The 17,544-nt window shown below is 64.8% G+C and carries 19 protein-coding genes; 11 read left to right on the top strand and 8 right to left on the bottom strand.

Going from position 1 to position 17,544, the window contains the following annotated elements; translation table 11 throughout:
• Positions 1 to 7: 7 nt before the first annotated feature.
• A complete protein-coding gene (locus tag ACU0DV_RS19710) occupies positions 8 to 346 on the bottom strand; it encodes a tRNA-binding protein (protein ID WP_446241780.1) in 339 nt (112 codons plus the stop codon).
• The gene (gene proC / locus ACU0DV_RS19705; RefSeq protein WP_446241779.1) at positions 339 to 1,154 is read right to left on the bottom strand and encodes a pyrroline-5-carboxylate reductase; all 816 of its coding nucleotides are present in this window, start codon (positions 1,152 to 1,154) and stop codon (positions 339 to 341) included. Before proC ends, ACU0DV_RS19710 begins: the two co-directional genes overlap by 8 nt.
• A 335-nt stretch (positions 1,155 to 1,489) precedes the next feature.
• On the opposite strand from proC, the gene ACU0DV_RS19700 reads away from it, so the two are divergent.
• On the top strand, positions 1,490 to 3,277 hold the full coding sequence (locus tag ACU0DV_RS19700) for an SLC13 family permease (protein ID WP_100928349.1): 1,788 nt from the start codon (positions 1,490 to 1,492) through the stop codon (positions 3,275 to 3,277).
• A gap of 4 nt (positions 3,278 to 3,281) precedes the next feature.
• Here ACU0DV_RS19700 and ACU0DV_RS19695 read toward each other — a convergent pair whose 3' ends face one another.
• The 3 genes from ACU0DV_RS19695 to pcaQ form a co-directional block, all read right to left on the bottom strand.
• On the bottom strand, positions 3,282 to 4,679 hold the full coding sequence (locus ACU0DV_RS19695; protein WP_446241778.1) for a tannase/feruloyl esterase family alpha/beta hydrolase: 1,398 nt from the start codon (positions 4,677 to 4,679) through the stop codon (positions 3,282 to 3,284).
• 116 nt (positions 4,680 to 4,795) lie between these two features.
• Positions 4,796 to 5,296: a YbjN domain-containing protein gene (locus tag ACU0DV_RS19690; protein ID WP_100928347.1), complete on the bottom strand. Its 501-nt coding sequence runs from the start codon at positions 5,294 to 5,296 to the stop codon at positions 4,796 to 4,798.
• Between the two features lie 159 nt (positions 5,297 to 5,455).
• The gene (gene pcaQ / locus ACU0DV_RS19685) at positions 5,456 to 6,415 is read right to left on the bottom strand and encodes a pca operon transcription factor PcaQ (protein WP_370312320.1); all 960 of its coding nucleotides are present in this window, start codon (positions 6,413 to 6,415) and stop codon (positions 5,456 to 5,458) included.
• A gap of 79 nt (positions 6,416 to 6,494) precedes the next feature.
• Between pcaQ and pobA the strand changes: the two genes are divergently transcribed.
• From pobA to ACU0DV_RS19660, 5 genes are all read left to right on the top strand, one after another.
• Positions 6,495 to 7,673, top strand: coding sequence for a 4-hydroxybenzoate 3-monooxygenase (gene pobA, locus ACU0DV_RS19680; protein WP_446241777.1), 1,179 nt, complete (start codon positions 6,495 to 6,497; stop codon positions 7,671 to 7,673).
• A 46-nt stretch (positions 7,674 to 7,719) separates the two neighbouring features.
• Positions 7,720 to 8,112, top strand: a complete 393-nt coding sequence (gene pcaC / locus ACU0DV_RS19675) for a 4-carboxymuconolactone decarboxylase (protein ID WP_100928344.1) — start codon at positions 7,720 to 7,722, stop codon at positions 8,110 to 8,112.
• A gap of 14 nt (positions 8,113 to 8,126) precedes the next feature.
• Positions 8,127 to 8,849: a protocatechuate 3,4-dioxygenase subunit beta gene (gene pcaH / locus ACU0DV_RS19670; protein ID WP_446241776.1), complete on the top strand. Its 723-nt coding sequence runs from the start codon at positions 8,127 to 8,129 to the stop codon at positions 8,847 to 8,849.
• Positions 8,849 to 9,451: a protocatechuate 3,4-dioxygenase subunit alpha gene (pcaG, locus tag ACU0DV_RS19665; RefSeq protein WP_446241775.1), complete on the top strand. Its 603-nt coding sequence runs from the start codon at positions 8,849 to 8,851 to the stop codon at positions 9,449 to 9,451. Before pcaH ends, pcaG begins: the two co-directional genes overlap by 1 nt.
• Positions 9,452 to 9,554: 103 nt before the next feature.
• On the top strand, positions 9,555 to 10,385 hold the full coding sequence (locus ACU0DV_RS19660) for a 3-keto-5-aminohexanoate cleavage protein (protein ID WP_370316329.1): 831 nt from the start codon (positions 9,555 to 9,557) through the stop codon (positions 10,383 to 10,385).
• A 7-nt stretch (positions 10,386 to 10,392) separates the two neighbouring features.
• Here ACU0DV_RS19660 and ACU0DV_RS19655 read toward each other — a convergent pair whose 3' ends face one another.
• The 3 genes from ACU0DV_RS19655 to ACU0DV_RS19645 all read right to left on the bottom strand — a co-directional run bounded on the left by ACU0DV_RS19655 (position 10,393) and on the right by ACU0DV_RS19645 (position 12,984).
• Positions 10,393 to 10,662 (bottom strand): c-type cytochrome, encoded by a 270-nt coding sequence (locus tag ACU0DV_RS19655; protein WP_446241774.1) that lies wholly within the window; start codon positions 10,660 to 10,662, stop codon positions 10,393 to 10,395.
• 21 nt (positions 10,663 to 10,683) lie between these two features.
• Positions 10,684 to 11,226, bottom strand: a complete 543-nt coding sequence (locus ACU0DV_RS19650) for a DUF3859 domain-containing protein (protein WP_446241773.1) — start codon at positions 11,224 to 11,226, stop codon at positions 10,684 to 10,686.
• Between the two features lie 159 nt (positions 11,227 to 11,385).
• On the bottom strand, positions 11,386 to 12,984 hold the full coding sequence (locus tag ACU0DV_RS19645) for a phosphoenolpyruvate carboxykinase (protein ID WP_100930882.1): 1,599 nt from the start codon (positions 12,982 to 12,984) through the stop codon (positions 11,386 to 11,388).
• 348 nt (positions 12,985 to 13,332) lie between these two features.
• Between ACU0DV_RS19645 and ACU0DV_RS19640 the strand changes: the two genes are divergently transcribed.
• Genes ACU0DV_RS19640 through ACU0DV_RS19620 form a run of 5 tightly spaced genes read left to right on the top strand, consistent with a single transcriptional unit; the run spans position 13,333 to position 17,503 of the window.
• The gene (locus tag ACU0DV_RS19640) at positions 13,333 to 14,034 is read left to right on the top strand and encodes a response regulator transcription factor (protein ID WP_100928339.1); all 702 of its coding nucleotides are present in this window, start codon (positions 13,333 to 13,335) and stop codon (positions 14,032 to 14,034) included.
• Between the two features lie 3 nt (positions 14,035 to 14,037).
• A complete protein-coding gene (locus tag ACU0DV_RS19635; RefSeq protein WP_100928338.1) occupies positions 14,038 to 15,756 on the top strand; it encodes a sensor histidine kinase in 1,719 nt (572 codons plus the stop codon).
• 1 nt (position 15,757) lies between these two features.
• A complete protein-coding gene (locus ACU0DV_RS19630; protein ID WP_446241771.1) occupies positions 15,758 to 16,174 on the top strand; it encodes an HPr kinase/phosphorylase in 417 nt (138 codons plus the stop codon).
• 1 nt (position 16,175) lies between these two features.
• A complete protein-coding gene (rapZ, locus tag ACU0DV_RS19625; protein WP_198521844.1) occupies positions 16,176 to 17,108 on the top strand; it encodes an RNase adapter RapZ in 933 nt (310 codons plus the stop codon).
• The gene (locus ACU0DV_RS19620) at positions 17,105 to 17,503 is read left to right on the top strand and encodes a PTS sugar transporter subunit IIA (protein ID WP_100928336.1); all 399 of its coding nucleotides are present in this window, start codon (positions 17,105 to 17,107) and stop codon (positions 17,501 to 17,503) included. Before rapZ ends, ACU0DV_RS19620 begins: the two co-directional genes overlap by 4 nt.
• Positions 17,504 to 17,544 lie beyond the last annotated feature (41 nt).

Genomic DNA, 17,544 nt, shown 5'->3' with positions numbered 1-17,544 from the left:
CGCGCCCTCAGCAGAGGCGCGCGCCGTTCTGAACAGGATGATCGGGTCGCGCAAGTGTCACCGCGCCATCCGCGTCGTGGTAACCCAGGACCAGCACTTCGGACATGAACGGCCCGATCTGGCGCGGCGGGAAGTTGACGACCGCCGAGACCTGGCGACCGACAAGATCTTCGGGCATGTAATGGACGGTGATCTGGGCAGAGGATTTCTTCTCTCCGATCTCCGGGCCGAAGTCGATCCACAGCTTGATCGCGGGCTTGCGCGCTTCGGGGAACGGTTCGGCACGCGTGACGGTGCCGACGCGGATATCCACCGCCATGAAGTCGTCGAACGTAATCTCAGCCATTGGCCAGTTCCTTGGATCGGTTGGCCGCTGCGGCCACGGTGTCCTTGATGAGGGGCGGCAGGCCCTTCTCCTCGTCCATCAGCACGTCGAGACCGGCCTGCGTCGTACCGTTCGGGGAGGTCACGTTGCGGCGGAGCTGCGTCGGATCGTCGTCGGCCTGCATGGCAAGCGCCCCTGCGCCCGCGACGGTTGCCTTGGCCAGCGTCATGGCCAGCTCCGGCGCCAGCCCCTGTGCCTCACCTGCGGCGGCCATGCACTCGATCATGTGGAACACATAGGCGGGGCCGGAGCCCGACAGACCGGTGACGGCATCCATCTGGACCTCCGACTCCAGCCGTACGACCTCTCCAACCGCGGACAGGAGCGTCTCGGCAAGGTCGAGATCGGTGTCCGAGGCCTTCGGGTTGCCGATGATGGCGGTGATCCCCTGGCTGATGGCGGCGGGGGTGTTCGGCATGGCGCGGATGATCGGTGTCGCGCTGCCGAGAATGTGCTCGTAGGTCGCGATCGAGATGCCCGCCGCGACGGAGACGAACAGCGTTTTGCCATTGCCCATGGCCTGCAGCGTGGGCAGGGCCTCGCCCATCATCTGCGGCTTGACGGCGATCAGGACGATGGCGGGTTCGGGCGGCAGTTCCTCGTTCAGATGCACGCCCCGGCCCTTCAACCAGTCGGAGGGGTTGGGGTCCGTCACCCAGACGGAGGATGCGGGGAGGCCGCGCTTCAGCCAGCCTTCGAGCATCGCCGATCCCATCTTGCCGCATCCCAGCAGCACGAGCCCCTTTTCGGCCAGGATTCCGTCTTTCATGCCTGTTCCTCCTGAAAACACTTTGCGCGCCAAGAGGTAGCCCGAGGGGGACAGAAAGGGCAATGCGGGGCGCGCGGAAAGACGGCCTGAAAGTGTCCCGGCACAGCCGCAGACAGGCGCACGGAAGCGCCGCATCGCAAATGAGCAGCGGCAGACGAATACCGCTGGCAAAGCGATGGCGCCATTTCGCAACCCATTGACTTCGCGCCGCGCCCGGCCCCACTTCTGCGCGAAAGGACAGAGGATCACACGCGGATCCAGCGACCGGGCGGAACCTTGACGGCGCTCGGGACTTGTGACGAAGGGTGTGTGCTCTGCGAACCCGGGGAACCTTTATGCTCGACCATCTCTACGGAACGGATGCACCGCTGGTCGCACTGGCGATCCTCGTGATCCTGTTCATCACCTTCACCATCGAGAAATTCCCGCCCGAGGTGACCGCATCGGGGGCGGCGGCGCTTTACATCCTCCTGGGCATGGTGCCCAGCGACGAGGTCATGGCCGTGTTCTCAAGCTCGGCGCCGATCACGATTGCGGCGATGTTCGTCGTCTCGGGCGCGCTGGTGCGGACCGGGGTGCTGGACGCGCTGGCGGGTATCGTCATCGACAAGGCGCAGGCCCGCCCCGTGATGGCCATCGGGTTGTTCATCTTCGCCACCATCGCGGCCTCGGCCTTCATGAACAACACGCCGGTCGTTCTGGTGTTGATCCCGGTGGTCATCCGGCTGGCACAGAGCCTTGCCATCGCGCCGACGCGGCTGCTGATCCCGCTGTCCTACGCCGCGATCCTCGGCGGCACCTGTACCCTGATCGGCACGTCGACCAACATCCTCGTGGATGGCGTGGCGCAGGAAGCGGGGATCGAGCCGTTCTCGATCTTCGAGATCGCGCCGGTCGGCCTGACCGTCGCCGTCGTCGGCGGGCTTTCGATGCTGGTGCTGGGCAAGGTGCTTTTGCCCGACCGGGCACAGAAGGAAAGCGGCACGGAGGACGCAGAGACGGCCTTCCTGTCGGAGATCACGGTCAGGTCCAACTACCCGCACATCGGCACGGCCCTGGGCAAGATTGCCGACTTCCAGCGGTCTGGCGTGCGCGTGACCGGCATCCGGCGCGGCGGCAGGATCGAACGCAGCGACATAGCGAAACGGGTGATTGAACGGGGCGACGCGCTGATCGTCGTCGCCGAGACGTCCGAGCTTCTGACTTTGGCCGAACAGCCCGGGCTGCGGGTCGGCCTGCGACGCTCCATCGAGCTGGACCCGGAGGCCGAGGTGAAGGTGGTCGAGGCCATCGTGACCCCCTCGCGGCGCAGCTCCGACCTGCGGATCGCCGATCTTGCGCTGGGGCGGCGCGCCGGTGTCCGCGTTCTGGGCGCCTACCGTCCGCGCCACATCGCGGGCGCCGACCTGTCGAGCGTGCACCTGCGGCCTGCCGACAAGCTGCTGCTGGAGGGTACGCCGGAAGGCTTCGAGGAACTGACCCGCTCCGGCGATGTGGTGAATGTCACCGCACCCGGTGGCCGGGCCTATCGCAGGCGGCAGGCGCCCATCGCGGTGCTGGCGCTGGTGGGGATCGTCGTCCTTGCCGCGCTCAACCTCATGCCGATCGGCGTGCTGGCGCTGATCGGGGTGGCGGCGATCCTCGTCCTGCGCTGCATCGACAACGACGAGGCGTGGAACTCCATCGACGGTGGTGTGCTCGTGCTGATCTTTGCCATGCTGATCGTCGGGCAGGGGCTGGAGAACACCGGCGCGGTCGAGATGCTGGTCGGCTGGATGATGCCGTTCCTCGACGGCCTGTCCCCCTTCGTCACGCTCGTGGCGATCTACGCCGTGGGCTCGATCCTGACCGAGGTCGTGACGAACAACGCCGTCGCGGTGATCTTCACGCCCATCGTGATTTCGCTCGCGGCGCAGTTGGGGGTCGATCCGCGGCCCTTCGTGGTGGCTGTGATGTTCTCGGCGAGTGCCAGCTTTGCCACGCCCATCGGCTACCAGACGAACACGCTGGTCTACGGTGCAGGCAACTACAAGTTCTCGGACTTCCTGCGCATGGGCGTGCCGATGAACCTGATCGTTGGGCTGACCGCCGTGCTGGCGATCAGCTTCTTCTTTCCGATGTGAGGGCCTACTCGGCCATGATCGACATGGGCGCGGTGCCCTCGTTCAGCCACCGCTCCATCGGGCCCATCGGATCGAGGGAGGCCGCATTCACGCCGCCGGGCCCCGGCAGGATGCCGCAATGGTCGAGGCCGGGGATCATGAAGAGACGGACGTTCTCCTTCAGCGTCTCCTCTCCCCCCGCGGCCTCGGATGCCTGTTCGTACCAGTCCACTGTCTTGTAGGGCGTCACGATGGCATCGGCCCAGCCGTGATAGACGATCATCTTGCCGCCCGCCGCGCGGAAGGCCGAGAGGTCCGGGTTGTCGCCGTTGTAGACCTTGGCCATCGTCTCCAGCCGGGCCGGGTCGCTTTCCATGTCGAAGTCGAGCGGCGAGTATTCCGCGCCGGGATCGTCTGCAAAGGCCATGTACTGTGTGAAGCCGGTGGTGAAGGCGGGCACCAGCGGCGCGGCTCCCTCTGCGTTTCCGGTCAGCCAGAGCCACCAGAATGGTTCCGACCCTTCCGGAATGCCGCCGGGGTAAAGCTGGTCGCCAGCCGCGTTCCGGGGGCCTTCGCGCCACTTCATCAGCGCATCCATCTTCGTGTTCGACAGTCCGAGCGGGCTGTAGTCGATCTCGCAGGCGCGCGGGTCTTCGATAAGCCCGTCCTCCGTGCCGTCCGTCGCATCGCATTGCTGCATCACGAGGTCGCCGATCGCCTGCGCGTCATCGGGGCCGAGGATCTGGCTGCCGTCGTCGGCGGTGTTGGCCTGCACGAAGAAGGCCATCGCGGTGGCCACCAGCCCGGTGTAGTCCATCGCCGGAGCGCCCGAGATGATGCCGTCGAACATCTCCGGATAGCGTTGCGCGGCGACATGCGCCATGCGCCCGCCGGTGGAGCATCCCTGGAAGATCGCCTGCTCTGCCTGCCCGCCATAGAACGCGTCGATCAGGAGGCCCGCCACGCGGTTGGTCTCTCCGATGGAGCGCCAGCCCCAGTCCCGCTCCGCGTGCGGATTGTTGGCGGCCCAGCCTGCATCGACGACCGACAACGCGTGGTGCCCGCTGTCGGATGTGGCGGTGGCGTAGCCCAGTTCCAGACCCGGGCGCATGGCATTGACCCAGCTTGCCCCGGCATCTGCCCGCCCGAGAATGCCGCAGAAACCGCCGCAGCCCGCCTGGTAATACTTGCCGTTCCAGTTCTCGAGTGGCAGGCGCACCTCGATGGAGATGGCGGGCAGGGCGGTCGCGCGTACCTCGCAATACGCGGGCAAGGTGTCCTGCGCCGCCACCGACCGCGCCGAAGTGACATAACCGCCGCTGAACACGACATCCCGCAGCGCGGTGCAGTCCGCCTCCGTCTGCTGCGCAAACAGCGGGGTGGCGCCGGCGCAAAGCGCCAGCGTGGCAAATGTGGTCTTCATCTTGTCCTCCCGTCGGGTTTTCTCCCTTGGGTAGAATTGCGGGGCAGGCGCGCGTTCTCAAGCAAAAAGGGCGCCCGTGCGGGGCGCCCTTCCGGGAACTGTCTTGGATCTGGCCCTCAGGCGCGTCCGTAGGCCTCTGCCATGGCGATCTGCAGGGCGTCCTTGGCGCTGCGGTCCGTCCACGCCATGAGCTGGAATGCCGGGTAATAGCGTTCTGCGGACAGCACTGCCGCGGTGATCATCGTGTCAATCTGCTCGGCCGAGGCGATGTTGCCGCCCGCCAGCATCAGACCGTACTTGTAGACCATCAGACGCTGCTCTTCCCAATAGCTGAAGCACCCGGCCCAGCACTGGTCGTTCACCGCGTTCAGCCCTTCGTGCAGAACGTGCATGCGGTCCGCCGGGGGCTCCATCTCGAAGGTGCAGATGAGGCGCAGGGTCTCGTCTCCGTGGCTCCATGCCAGCGTGACGGAATACGTCCGCCATTGCCCCTCGACCGCCATGGCGATCTGGTCGTCGGTCACGCGGTCGAAATCCCAGTCGTTGAACTGGGCGATGTTCTCGACGATGTCGATAGGATGCAATTCGTCCGTCAGATACTGCTCGGATAGTGCCATGCCGCCACCTCATTATTCTTTTGTAGCGCCGGGTGGTTGTATGCGCCCCCAGCACTTGCTGCCTGCTCAAGGGTCTTGGGGGCGTACCCCATGCCCTCACTAGATATCGTGCCTGTGGCTAGGGGGCAGTGTAAAGCAAAACTTTGGTGATAACTTGATTTACTTGTGGATTCTTTCCGATTCGGACTCGTATGATGTAGAATCGTGGACCGCATGGCGCAAAGCCTGCTCGAACAGTTGCCGGCTGCGGGATGTCACCGTGTCGGGCCGCGTCATGAGGCCGACCGGCCCCGCCGTCAAGCCGAGATCGAAGTTCAGCGACACGAGCCGCCCGTCCGCAAGGTCCTGGGCGACCACGCCTTCGGAAATGAACCACAGCGCGTCCGACACCCTCAGGTAGTTGCGCCCGAACGCGCCCGACACGCAGTCGATGCGCTCGGGGAAAGGCGCCAGACCCTGGGCCAGGCACCAGCGGTCCAGCAGGGGGCGGATCGCGGCGTCTTCCGGCGGGTAGAGGATGCACCAGTCCGCCAGCGCATCCACGCTGACCGGCGCCTTTGTCAGGGGATGGCCGGCCCGCACGACGCAGACCACGGGTTCTAGGTAAAGCTGTGTGAAGGACAGCCCCTGCATGGCCTCTGCCGGACCCATCCGCCCCACGATCATGTCGAGCGCCCCGGATTTCAGGGCATCCGTCAGCACCCCGTGCGACCCGTCGCGTAGCATCAGTTGCGTGTCCGGCGCCGCCTGCCGGAAGCGTGCAACTGCCTCCGGCATCAACCGGGCCGCGACGCTGGGCAGGGCGCCGACGCGCAGCGTCTCGCGCCCGCCATCGCGCAGGTCGGTGACGCCTTCGATCCCGCGATGCAGGGCGGCGAGGCTCTGGTTGGTGAAGTCGAGGAACAGGGCGCCCTGCGGCGTCAGCCGGGTGCCACCCCGGTCGCGCGTCATCAGCGTGGTGCCGAGGCCTTCCTCCAACTCCTTGAGAGTCTTGGACAAGGCGGGCGGCGACAGGTGCAGTGCCGTGCAGGCGGCCTTCAGGCTGCCGAGGCGCGCAATGGCCGAGAAAGCCTCCAGATGGCGCAGCTTGACCTGCGTGATGCGGTTTTTTGTTATCATAATGGTAAACTAAACAGCCTGAAATCTCAATTTACAATGTCAATTGGTTCAGTGTCTAATCGTACCAAGGGAGATCAGCATGAAAACTCAGGTTTGCATTATCGGCGGCGGGCCCTCCGGGCTGTTGCTGGGCCAGCTTTGTCACCAGGCCGGGATAGACGCCATCGTGCTCGAACGCCGCTCGCGCGAGCATGTGCTCAGCCGGATCCGGGCGGGTGTGCTGGAGCAGGGGTTCATCGATCTGCTGAAGGAGGCCAAGGTCGCCACCCGGATGGACACCCAAGGGTATCCGCACGACGGCACCGTGATTTCCTTCGAGGACATGGAAGTACGCGTCGACTTCCGCAAACACACCGGCACCTCGGTCATGGTCTACGGCCAGACGGAGGTGACGCGCGACCTCTACGAAGCGCGCGATCTGACCGGCGGCATGACCCTGCACGACGTGGACGAGGTGGAACTTGGCAACGCCACTCTCGACGGCGACGCGGGCTGCACGGTTTCCTTCACCCACGAGGGCCAGCGCAAGACCATCGAATGCGACTACATCGCCGGCTGCGACGGGTTCCACGGCCCCTCCCGCCAGGCCATCCCGGCAGAGAAGCGCCGCGAGTTCGAACGGGTCTATCCCTTCGGCTGGCTCGGCATCCTGTCCGAAACGCCGCCCGCGCACCACGAGCTGATCTACGCAAACTCCGAGCGCGGCTTTGCCCTCTGCTCCATGCGGAACGAGAAGCTCAGCCGCTACTACCTGCAGGCCCCCCTGACCGACAAGGTCGAGGACTGGTCCGACGACGCCTTCTGGACCGAGCTCAAGCGCCGCATCCCGAGCCGCATCGCCGAGACCCTGGTCACCGGCCCGTCGATCGAAAAGAGCATCGCGCCGCTCCGTGGTTTCGTCTGCGAGCCGATGCAATACGGGCGGCTGTTCCTTGCGGGCGACGCGGCCCACATCGTGCCGCCCACCGGCGCGAAGGGTCTGAACACGGCGGCCTCCGACATCCACTACCTCTTCGAGGCGCTGAAGGCACGCTACCAGGAAGACGATGCCGCCGCGATGGGGGGCTATTCCGAACGGGCGCTGGCCCGGGTCTGGAAGACGCAGCGCTTCTCGTGGTGGATGACGAAGCTCCTGCACCGCTTCCCCGACACCGACCCCTACGAGCTGCGCATCCAGCGGGCCGAGATAGAGCATCTCGCCACTGTGGAAAGCGCACAGGAAACCATGGCCATCAACTACGTTGGCCTGCCATACTGAGACGGGCACCGATGGCCTCAGGATCATCGCGCCCCGCGGAGGATACATGACCAACCGTTACGAAACCGGCATGAACGTGCGCCGCCGCATCCTTGGCGATGCGCATGTGGACCGGGCCGAAGCTGCCAAGACGCCGTTCGACACGCCGTTCCAGGAGATGATCACCGAAACCGCCTGGGGCAATCTCTGGGCGTCGGACAGGATCACCGACCGGGAACGCTCGATGCTGACGCTGGCCCTGCTGGCGGCGACCGGCAATTTCGAAGAGATCCCGATGCACATCCGCGCCACCGCGCGCACCGGCGCATCGAAGGAGGACGTGGCCGAGGCCTTCCAGCACGTGGCGATCTACGCTGGTGTGCCCAAGGCAAACCACGCCCTGAAACTTGCCAAGCAGACCTACGCCGAAATGGAAGACCAGGGAAACGCGCACCCCTGAGGAGGAAGACCCGAATGACCAACGGATACACCGCGCGGGATCGAGGCTGGCACCCGCCCGCGCTGACCCCGCTCTACAAGACCAGCGTCGCGCGCAGCCCGCGCTTCGCCCCCATCGGTGCCGCGACATCCCTGTCCGAAGAGACCGGCCCGGTCTTCGGACACCACCTGCTCGGACCGAAGGACAACGACCTGATCACCAATTTCGCCGCGCCCGGCGAAATGGCCATCGGTCCGCGCATCGTCGTCCAGGGCACGGTGCGCGACGAATTCGGCCGCCCGGTGCCGCACACTCTGGTGGAGGTCTGGCAGGCCAACGCCGGCGGACGCTACCGGCACAAGAAGGAAGGTTACCTCGCGCCGCTCGATCCGAACTTCGGCGGCTGCGGGCGCTGCATCACGGACGAGAACGGCTTCTACGAGTTCCGCACGGTGAGGCCTGGTCCCTACCCATGGCCCAACGGTCCGGATGACTGGCGCCCGGCGCACATCCACGTCTCCGTCTTCGGCCACAGCTTCGCGCAGCGGCTGATCACGCAGATGTATTTCGAGGGCGACCCGATGATCTGGCAATGCCCCATCGTCGGGACCATCCCGTCGCGCGAGGCGATTGAAACTCTGGTCGCCCGGCTGGACCGCGCAGGGTCGATCCCGATGGACTCGCTCTGCTACCAGTTCGACATCACCCTGCGCGGCCGCCGCCAGACGATGTTCGAGAACCGCATGGAGGGGATGTAATGACCGGACCCATGACGAACCGCGCCAAGGAAAGCCCGTCACAGACGGCAGGCCCCTACGTCCACATCGGCTGCACGCCCAACTTCCTCGGGATCGTGGGCGTCTTCCCGGAGGACCTTGGCACGCGCATGATCACCGGCGACCCCGCCGGCGAGCGCATCACCATCAAAGGATGCGTGTTCGACGGCGCAGGCAACGCACTGAAGGACGCGCTGATCGAGGTCTGGCAGGCCGACTCGCAGGGCAAGTTCGCAGGCAAGGGCGGGGCAGAGGGCTTCACCGGCTGGGGCCGCTCGCCCGGTGACATGAACACCGGCGAATTCACCTTCGAGACGCTGAAGCCCGGCCGTGTGCCCTTTCCCGATGGCCGCCTTCAGGCGCCGCACGTCACCTTCTGGATCGTGGCCCGCGGCATCAACCTCGGCCTGCACACGCGGATGTACTTCGCGGACGAGGAAGCGGCCAACGCCGAGGACCCGATCCTCACCCGGATCGAGCACCAGTCGCGTGTACCGACGCTGCTGGCGAAGAAGGATGGCGACACCTACCGCTTCGACATCCACCTGCAGGGGCCGGACGAGACCATCTTTTTCGATATCTGATAATTCCCGAAGGCCGGGGGACTTTCTCGGTCCTCTGGCTTCTCTGCTTCGCAAATACTCACTATCCTGTCGGTTCCAGAAAGACCAACGCCCGAGGATCCACATGACCAAACCCTGCATCATCTGCGTCGCCATCACCGGTTCCGTGCCGAAGAAGAAGGACAACCCGGCGGTGCCGATCTCCATCGAGGAACAGGTGGAAAGCACGCAGGCCGCGTTCGAGGCGGGGGCGACGATCATGCACGCGCATGTGCGCAACGACGACGAGACGCCGACCTCCGACCCGGAGAAGTTCGCGCGGCTGGTCGAGGGCATCAAGAAACACTGCCCCGGCATGATCATCCAGCTGTCGACCGGCGGCCGGTCGGGCGCCGGTCAGACGCGCGGCGGGATGCTGCCGCTGCGCCCCGACATGGCGTCGCTGTCGGTGGGCTCGAACAACTTCCCCACCCGCGTCTACGAGAACCCGCCGGATCTTGTGGACTGGCTGGCCTCCGAGATGAAGACTTACGAGATCAAGCCGGAGATCGAGGCCTTCGACCTCAGCCACATCTTCAAGGCCGCCGAGATGAACCGCGACGGGCGCATTCCGGGCAAGCTCTACGTGCAGTTCGTGATGGGCGTGAAGAACGCCATGCCCTGCGACCGCGAGGTCTTCGACTATTACATCAAGACGGTGGAGCGGCTGGCGCCGGACGCCGAGTGGTGTGCGGCCGGGATCGGCCGGCACCAGGTCGAGGTGAACGAGTGGTGCATCGCCGCAGGCGGCCACACCCGCACGGGGCTCGAGGACAACGTGCGTTGGGACCGCGACACGCTTGCGCCGTCGAATGCCGCGCTGGTGGAGCGTGCCGTGAAGCTATGCGAGAAATACGAGCGCCCCGTGGCAACCTACGCGCAGGCGCGCGAGATGCTGGGTCTGCGCGCCGCCTGAGGCGCGGTCAGTCCTGCGACAGGTACGCGGCGATGGCGACAAGCGCCGCGTCGACATCTTCGGCGTCGAGCATCCGGGCATAGTTGTGCGCCGTGGTCATGGCCTCCATCGACGGGTTCGACAGCGCAGGCGCCTTGCCGCCTTTGCCTTCATCACCATGACACCGGGCGCAGGCGTCTGCGTATAGCGTCGCGCCCGTGTTTGGAGGGGCGTCAGGCTGCGCCGCGACGCCGGAGGCGGCCAGCACGAGGGCAAGGATCGGCGAAGCGTGGCGCATGGCAGGGTCTCCCGGGCTCTCTCAGGACATGATCATCGCGCTGAAGCAGGCTTTCTGCACGGCTGGCACGGTGCCCGGGGGCGTGACGAGGAAATTCTGTTCCAGCAGCACCTCCTCATCCTTCCGAAGCTGGAAGCGCCACGGCCCCTCCACCATTTCGAAGGGTTTCTCGAAGGTGAAGAGGTTCACGGCGGGCTCGCCCGGGTCGAGCGGTGCGAACCAGACCTCGACCTCCTGACCGTTCTCGCCCATGGGCGGATGCTGTACCACGACCTCGAGCAGGAGCGGCTCCGACTCCGGGTCCAGCCATGCACCGATGCCGAAAGAGATGCCCAGTTCCGCCGGAACCATCTGGGTCACCACGTCGACAGTCTGGTGCTGGTCGATAAGGTTGATGATGCCCGAAACCGTGCCCGGCTCTTCGCGGCTGCCGTTCTTTGCCACGTCGCAATGCACACCGAACTGCATGTCGGACAGCGGATGGCGAACGAAGCCGCCGGTCTCTTGGGCGGAGGCGGCAGCGGACGTCGTCAGGAGGGCGGCGATCAGGCAGGTGCGAAACATGGTCTTCCCTTTCGAGAACCGGTTGCCCCCCATGTCTAGCACGGCTCCGAAGGCGGACGCAGGCAGGATTTCCGCACCATGGCAAGAGACCGCCTGAATATGAAAAAGTCCTCCGCGGTCGGGCCGCGAAGGACTGGAATTCATGCGATGCGACACGCGTCAGCCGAGTGCGGCGGCCTTCACGTCGTCGTCGATGTAGGGCACGTACTGGGCGAAGTTCTCGGCGAACATGCCGACCAGCTTCTCGGCCTGCGCGTCGTAGGCTTCCTTGTCGTCCCAGGTCTTGCGCGGATCGAGCAGCATGTCCGGCACGCCTTCCACGTGGGTGGGCACCTCGAAGCCGAAGTTGGGGTCCTTGCGGAACGGCGCGGTGTTCAGCGATCCGTTCAGCGCGGCGTGCAGCAGGGCCCGTGTTGCCTTGATCGGCATGCGCGACCCGGTGCCATAGGCGCCGCCGGTCCAGCCGGTGTTCACCAGCCAGCAGGACGAGCCGTGCTTGGCGATCTTCTCGCGCAGGAGGTTGCCGTAAACCTCGGGGCGGCGCGGCATGAACGGGGCGCCGAAGCAGGTGGAGAAGGTCGGCTCCGGCTCGGTCACACCGCGCTCGGTCCCCGCGACCTTGGCGGTGAAGCCGGACAGGAAGTGGTACATCGCCTGCGCCGGTGTCAGCCGCGCAATCGGGGGCAGCACGCCGAATGCGTCGCAGGTCAGCATGATGATGTTCTTCGGGTGGCCGCCAAGTGCCGTTTTCGACGCATTGGAAATGTAGTGCAGCGGGTAGGCGCAGCGCATGTTGGCGGTCAGGCTGTCGTCCTCGAAGTCGAGGTCGAAGGTCTCCGGATCGAAGACCATGTTCTCGATCACCGTGCCGAACTTTTCGGTCGTGGCGTAGATCTCCGGTTCCGCCTCCGGCGAGAGCTTGATGGTCTTGGCATAGCAGCCGCCCTCGAAGTTGAAGGTGCCGCGGTCGGACCAGCCGTGTTCGTCATCGCCGATCAGCACGCGGTCAGGGTCTGCGGACAGGGTGGTCTTGCCGGTTCCCGACAGGCCGAAGAACACGGCCGTGTCGACCGGGTTGTTCGGGGCATGGTTGGCAGAGCAGTGCATGGCCATGATGCCCTTGCCCGGCAGGATGTAGTTCAGCAGGGTGAAGACAGATTTCTTGTTCTCGCCTGCGTACTCCGTGTTGCCAATCAGGATCAGTTTCTTGTCGAAGTTCAGCGCGATCACCGTCTCGGTCCGGCAGCCGTGCCTGTCCGGGTCGGCCTTGAAGCTGGGGCAGTTGATGATGGTGAAATCTGCGGTGAAGCTGTCCAGATCCTCACGGTCCGGGCGGCGCAGCATGTGGCGGATGAACAGCCCGTGCCACGCCAGCTCGGTCACCATCCGGACGTCGATGGCATTGGCCGGATCGGCCCCGCCCACGAGGTCCTGCACGTAGTAGTCGCGGCCCTTCATGTGCTCCAGCATGTCGGCGTGCAGCCGGTCGAAGGCCTCGGGCTCCATTGGGGTGTTGTTTTCCCACCAGATCGAGTCCTCGACCGAGGGGGTCTTGACGATGAACTTGTCCTTGGGAGAGCGACCCGTGTAAGTGCCGGTGGTCACGAGGAAAGAGCCGCCCTTGCCAAGCGTCCCTTCGCCCCGTTTCAGAGCCGCTTCGATCAGCGCGGGCTCCATGAGGTTGTAATAGACATTGCCAAGCCCTTCGATCCCTTGATCTTCAAGCTTGAACTGCGGGTTTACCCGTCCGAATGTCATCAGCATAGCTCCTGTGCAGCGCTGGTCCGAGAAAGAAAATTACGCGACGGTATGCGCCGGTATCCGATCCTTTAGCACGTCGTTTTTCCGGGTGAACAGGACGCATTCGCGCAGTTAGCGATACCACCCGAGGTTTAGCGATACCATGTTCCCCGGCGGGCGGATGCCTGCCCGCTTTGTGAAAATCCTATACTTAAGCAGTGGGACATTTTAGCCATTCCTTTGTCAAATTCGGGTCCCCTTGAAACAGGCGCGGAGTCTGATTCGCAGTTAAGGATTGCCGCAGGGCGAAAAATCGCTGATAGTTTGGGAAAAATTACAAAAACAGAGCAGTACAAGGACAATACCATGTCGAAAATCGCCCTCGTGGACGATGACAGAAACATCCTGACATCGGTATCGATGACTCTGGAGGCAGAGGGATTCGAAGTCGAGACCTACAATGATGGACAGGCCGCACTGGACGCCTTCACCAAGAAGATGCCCGACATGGCCGTGTTCGACATCAAGATGCCGCGCATGGATGGGATGGACCTGCTCCAGCGCGTCCGTCAGAAATCCAAGATGCCGGTCATCTTCCTGACCTCCAAGGATGACGAGATCGACGAAGTGCTCGGCCTGCGCATGGGCGCCGACGACTACGTGAAGAAGCCCTTCTCGCAGCGCCTTCTGGTCGAACGTATCCGCGCGCTTCTCCGTCGTCAGGAAGCGGTGGCCGGCGATGTCGTCGGCGAGACCGAAGAGACCAAGCTGATGACCCGCGGGTCGCTGACCATGGATCCGCTGCGGCATGCCGTTACGTGGAAGGGCCTCGACGTCTCGCTGACCGTGACCGAGTTCCTGCTGCTGCAGGCGCTGGCGCAGCGCCCGGGCTTCGTGAAGTCGCGCGATCAGCTGATGGACGTGGCCTACGACGATCAGGTCTACGTGGACGACCGCACCATCGACAGCCATATCAAGCGGCTGCGCAAGAAGATGCGCTCTGTCGATCCGGAGTTCTCCGCCATCGAAACGCTCTACGGTATCGGCTATCGTTACAACGAAGAGTGATGAATGGCCTTGGCCGAGCGGATCCCGATGGGTAAGGACGACGATGAAAATCGTCGCGACGCCGATGTTGTGCTGGGCGACGATTGGGTCGCCCCGGACAGCACGGTGGAAAAGGAGATGCGTGCGACGCGTGCGCAGCGCGGCCTTTTCACGCTCAACCGCTCGCCGCTGACGCGCAAGATCATCACGTTCAACCTGATTGCGTTGAACGTGCTGGTTGCAGGTGTTCTCTGGCTGAACTCCTCACGCGATACGCTGGCCGTCCAGCGTATCAATGCGCTACAGTCCGAAGTCGAGTTGCTGGCCGATGTCTTCGAAAGCCAGCTTCAGCCGGGGGCGGCGCCGCTCGGGTCTGCCGAGGGCATCGACGTGGCCGCGACCCTGCAGGGCATCGACCTGCGGGAAGGCACGCAGGTCATGGTCTTCGACAGCGCGACCTTCCTCGTCGGCGAGACAGAGGGCAAGATGGCCGCCGCGATCCCCCTCCGCACGGAGGAGGAGAAGCCGACGGTCATTTCCGATTTCCTGAACGCCGCGTGGCAAGGGGTTGCCGGGCTGTTCACCTATTTTTCGGACGAGCCGGACCTGGTGCTCGAGGACCGGCTGCGCCGCGCGATCGAGGCGGGCGATCCCACGACCACCCGTGTCGTCCAGGGCGGCGGCAGCGCCGATACCATGTTCTATGCCTTCTCGCCGATCCGGCTGGGCAACGCGATCCAGGGCACCGTCGCCATGGTCGCGCCCGCAGCAGAGATCGACGCCGCAGTCCGTTCCGAACGTGAGCGGGTGCTGCAGATGTTCATCATCGCCACGCTGGTCAGCATCGGCCTGTCGCTGGTTCTGGCCTCGACCATCGCCAACCCGATCTCGGACCTTGCCGACGCGGCAGAGATCGGCCGCGACCGCAACCGCAAGCACCGCACCACGGGCCGCATCCGCATCCCCGACCTGACCGCCCGCCCGGACGAGATCGGTCGCCTGTCGGGGGCGTTGCGCGGCATGGTCAGCGCGCTCTACGACCGCATCGATTCCAACGAACAGTTCGCGGCCGACGTCGCGCACGAGATCAAGAACCCGCTGGCCTCGCTGCGCTCTGCCGTCGGCAGCCTGCGCATGGTCAAGAAGGACGAGCACCGGCACAAGCTCCTCGACGTGATCGAACACGACGTGCGCCGCCTCGACCGCCTGGTGAGCGACATCTCCAACGCCTCCCGCCTCGATTCCGAGCTGGTGAAGGAGGAGGAGCAAGAATTCGACCTCCTGAAGATGATCGGCAACCTTGCGGAGTTCCTCGGGGAGGATGCCCGCGCGAAGGGGATCGAGTTCATCTCGGACCTGCCGAAGCGCCCGATCATGATCGGCGGGCTGGAGGCGCGGCTGGCGCAGGTCTTCGTCAACCTGATCACCAACGCCATTTCCTTCTGCGAGGATGGCGACGCGATCCGTGTCTGGGCCCGGCGGCGCGACAACCGCGTGCTCGTCGTGGTCGAGGACACGGGCCCCGGTATCCCGGAAGAGGCGCTTCAGAAGATCTTCAAGCGGTTCTACACGTCGCGTCCGCAGTCGGACTTCGGCAACAACTCCGGCCTCGGCCTTGCGATCTCAAAGCAGATCGTCGAGGCGCACGGCGGCGTGATCTGGGCGGAGAACATCAGGCCGACAGAAGCCGACGCGACCTCCGAACCCTTGGGCGCGCGCTTCGTCGTGGGCTTGCCGATCTGAGATGTCGGAAACCCTGATCCACGCGTCCTCGGTTGCTGTGGCTGGCCGGGGACTGTTGATCCGCGGGCGATCCGGCGCCGGGAAATCCGCATTGGCGCTTGAACTGTTGGCGCTGGGGGCCACGCTGGTCGCTGACGACCGCACGCTTGTTTCCCTGCGCGACGGCAGGCTGTGGATGGACGCCCCCGAAACGATCCGGGGCATGATTGAGGCGCGCGGGCTGGGCATTCTGAACGCGCAAAGCGCGCCGGCCCCGCTGGCCGCCATCGTCGACCTCGAATCCGAAGAAACGGAACGGCTTCCGCCTATACGAAAGAGCACGTTGCTTGGTATGGATGTGCCGTTGCTTCACAAAACCGCGCGCCCCTATTTTCCCGCCGCACTGGTACAGTATCTAAAGGCGGGAAGAAGAGAGTGAGATGGGCCAACCTGGTCGAGAAACCGCAAGAATAGTTCTGGTCACCGGCCCTTCGGGCGCCGGGCGGGCCACCGCGATCAATGTGCTGGAAGACTGCGGGTTCGAGTCGATCGACAACATCCCGCTGAGCTTCATCCCGCGGCTGTTCGACGGTGATGCGCCGCTTGTCCGGCCGCTTGCGCTGGGAATCGACGTGCGCAACCGGGATTTCTCGGTCGAGAGGTTGGTGGAGTTGCGGGACAGCCTGAACAAGCCCGGCATCGATGCCGACCTGCTGTACCTCGACTGCTCGGCCGAGGTGCTGATGCGGCGGTATTCGGAGACGCGGCGCCGTCATCCCATGGCGCCCGACGAAAGCCCCTCCGAAGGCATCGCGCGCGAAAAGACCTTGATGGAGGATCTGCGCGCCCGGGCTGACATCCTGATCGACACCTCGGAGCTGACGGTGCACGACCTGCGCGCCGAGATGGAGGGCTGGTTCGGCAACGTCACGGGGCAGGGCATGGCCGTGTCGGTCCAGAGTTTCAGCTACAAGCGCGGGCTTCCGCAGGGACTGGACGTGGTCCTCGACTGCCGGTTCCTGAGGAACCCGCACTGGGAACCCGAGCTGCGCCCCCACACCGGGCTCGACCCGCAGGTGGCCGCCTATGTGGAGGCCGATCCGCGTCACGGGCCGTTCCTCGAAAAGATCGAGGATCTGATCCTGATGATGCTTCCCGCCTGCGTCGAGGAAGGGAAGGCGCACTTTGCCATCGGCTTTGGCTGCACCGGGGGCAAACACCGGTCTGTCGCCGTGACGGAAAGCGTTTCGGCGGCACTTGCGCGCGAAGGCTGGCACGTGTCTATTCGCCATCGTGAATTGGAACGCCGCAGCGCAGCACCCTCGTCGGCGCAGGGGCTGGGAGCTGTTCCGAACGGAAGGAAAGCCGGGTGATCGGAATCGTGATCGTCGCGCATGGTGGGCTGGCGAGGGAGTACCTCGCTGCCGTGGAGCATGTCGTGGGCAAACAACCCGGGATGACGGCCATTTCCATCGAGGCGGATTGCGACCGGTCTTCGAAGCAGGCCGAGATCTGCGATGCCGCCGATGCCGTGGACCATGGCCAGGGCGTAGTGGTGGTGACCGACATGTTCGGCGGCTCGCCCTCCAACCTGTCGCTGAACGCCTGTCGCCCCGACGACCGGCGCATCCTTTACGGCGCCAACCTTCCCATGTTGATCAAGCTGGCGAAAAGCCGCCAGTTGCCTGTCGGCGATGCGGTTCGCAGCGCGCTCGAGGCCGGGCGCAAGTATATAGACACCCAGAACGTTCCGTCCGAGCCCACCTGACGGGCTCCTGTAGATTTTCCCGACGACCGAAAGATTGCCGC

The sequence above is a fragment of the Sagittula sp. genome (assembly GCF_052825245.1).
Note: the sequence above shows the minus strand (reverse complement) of the source record. Positions and strands in the feature narration are given on the sequence as shown.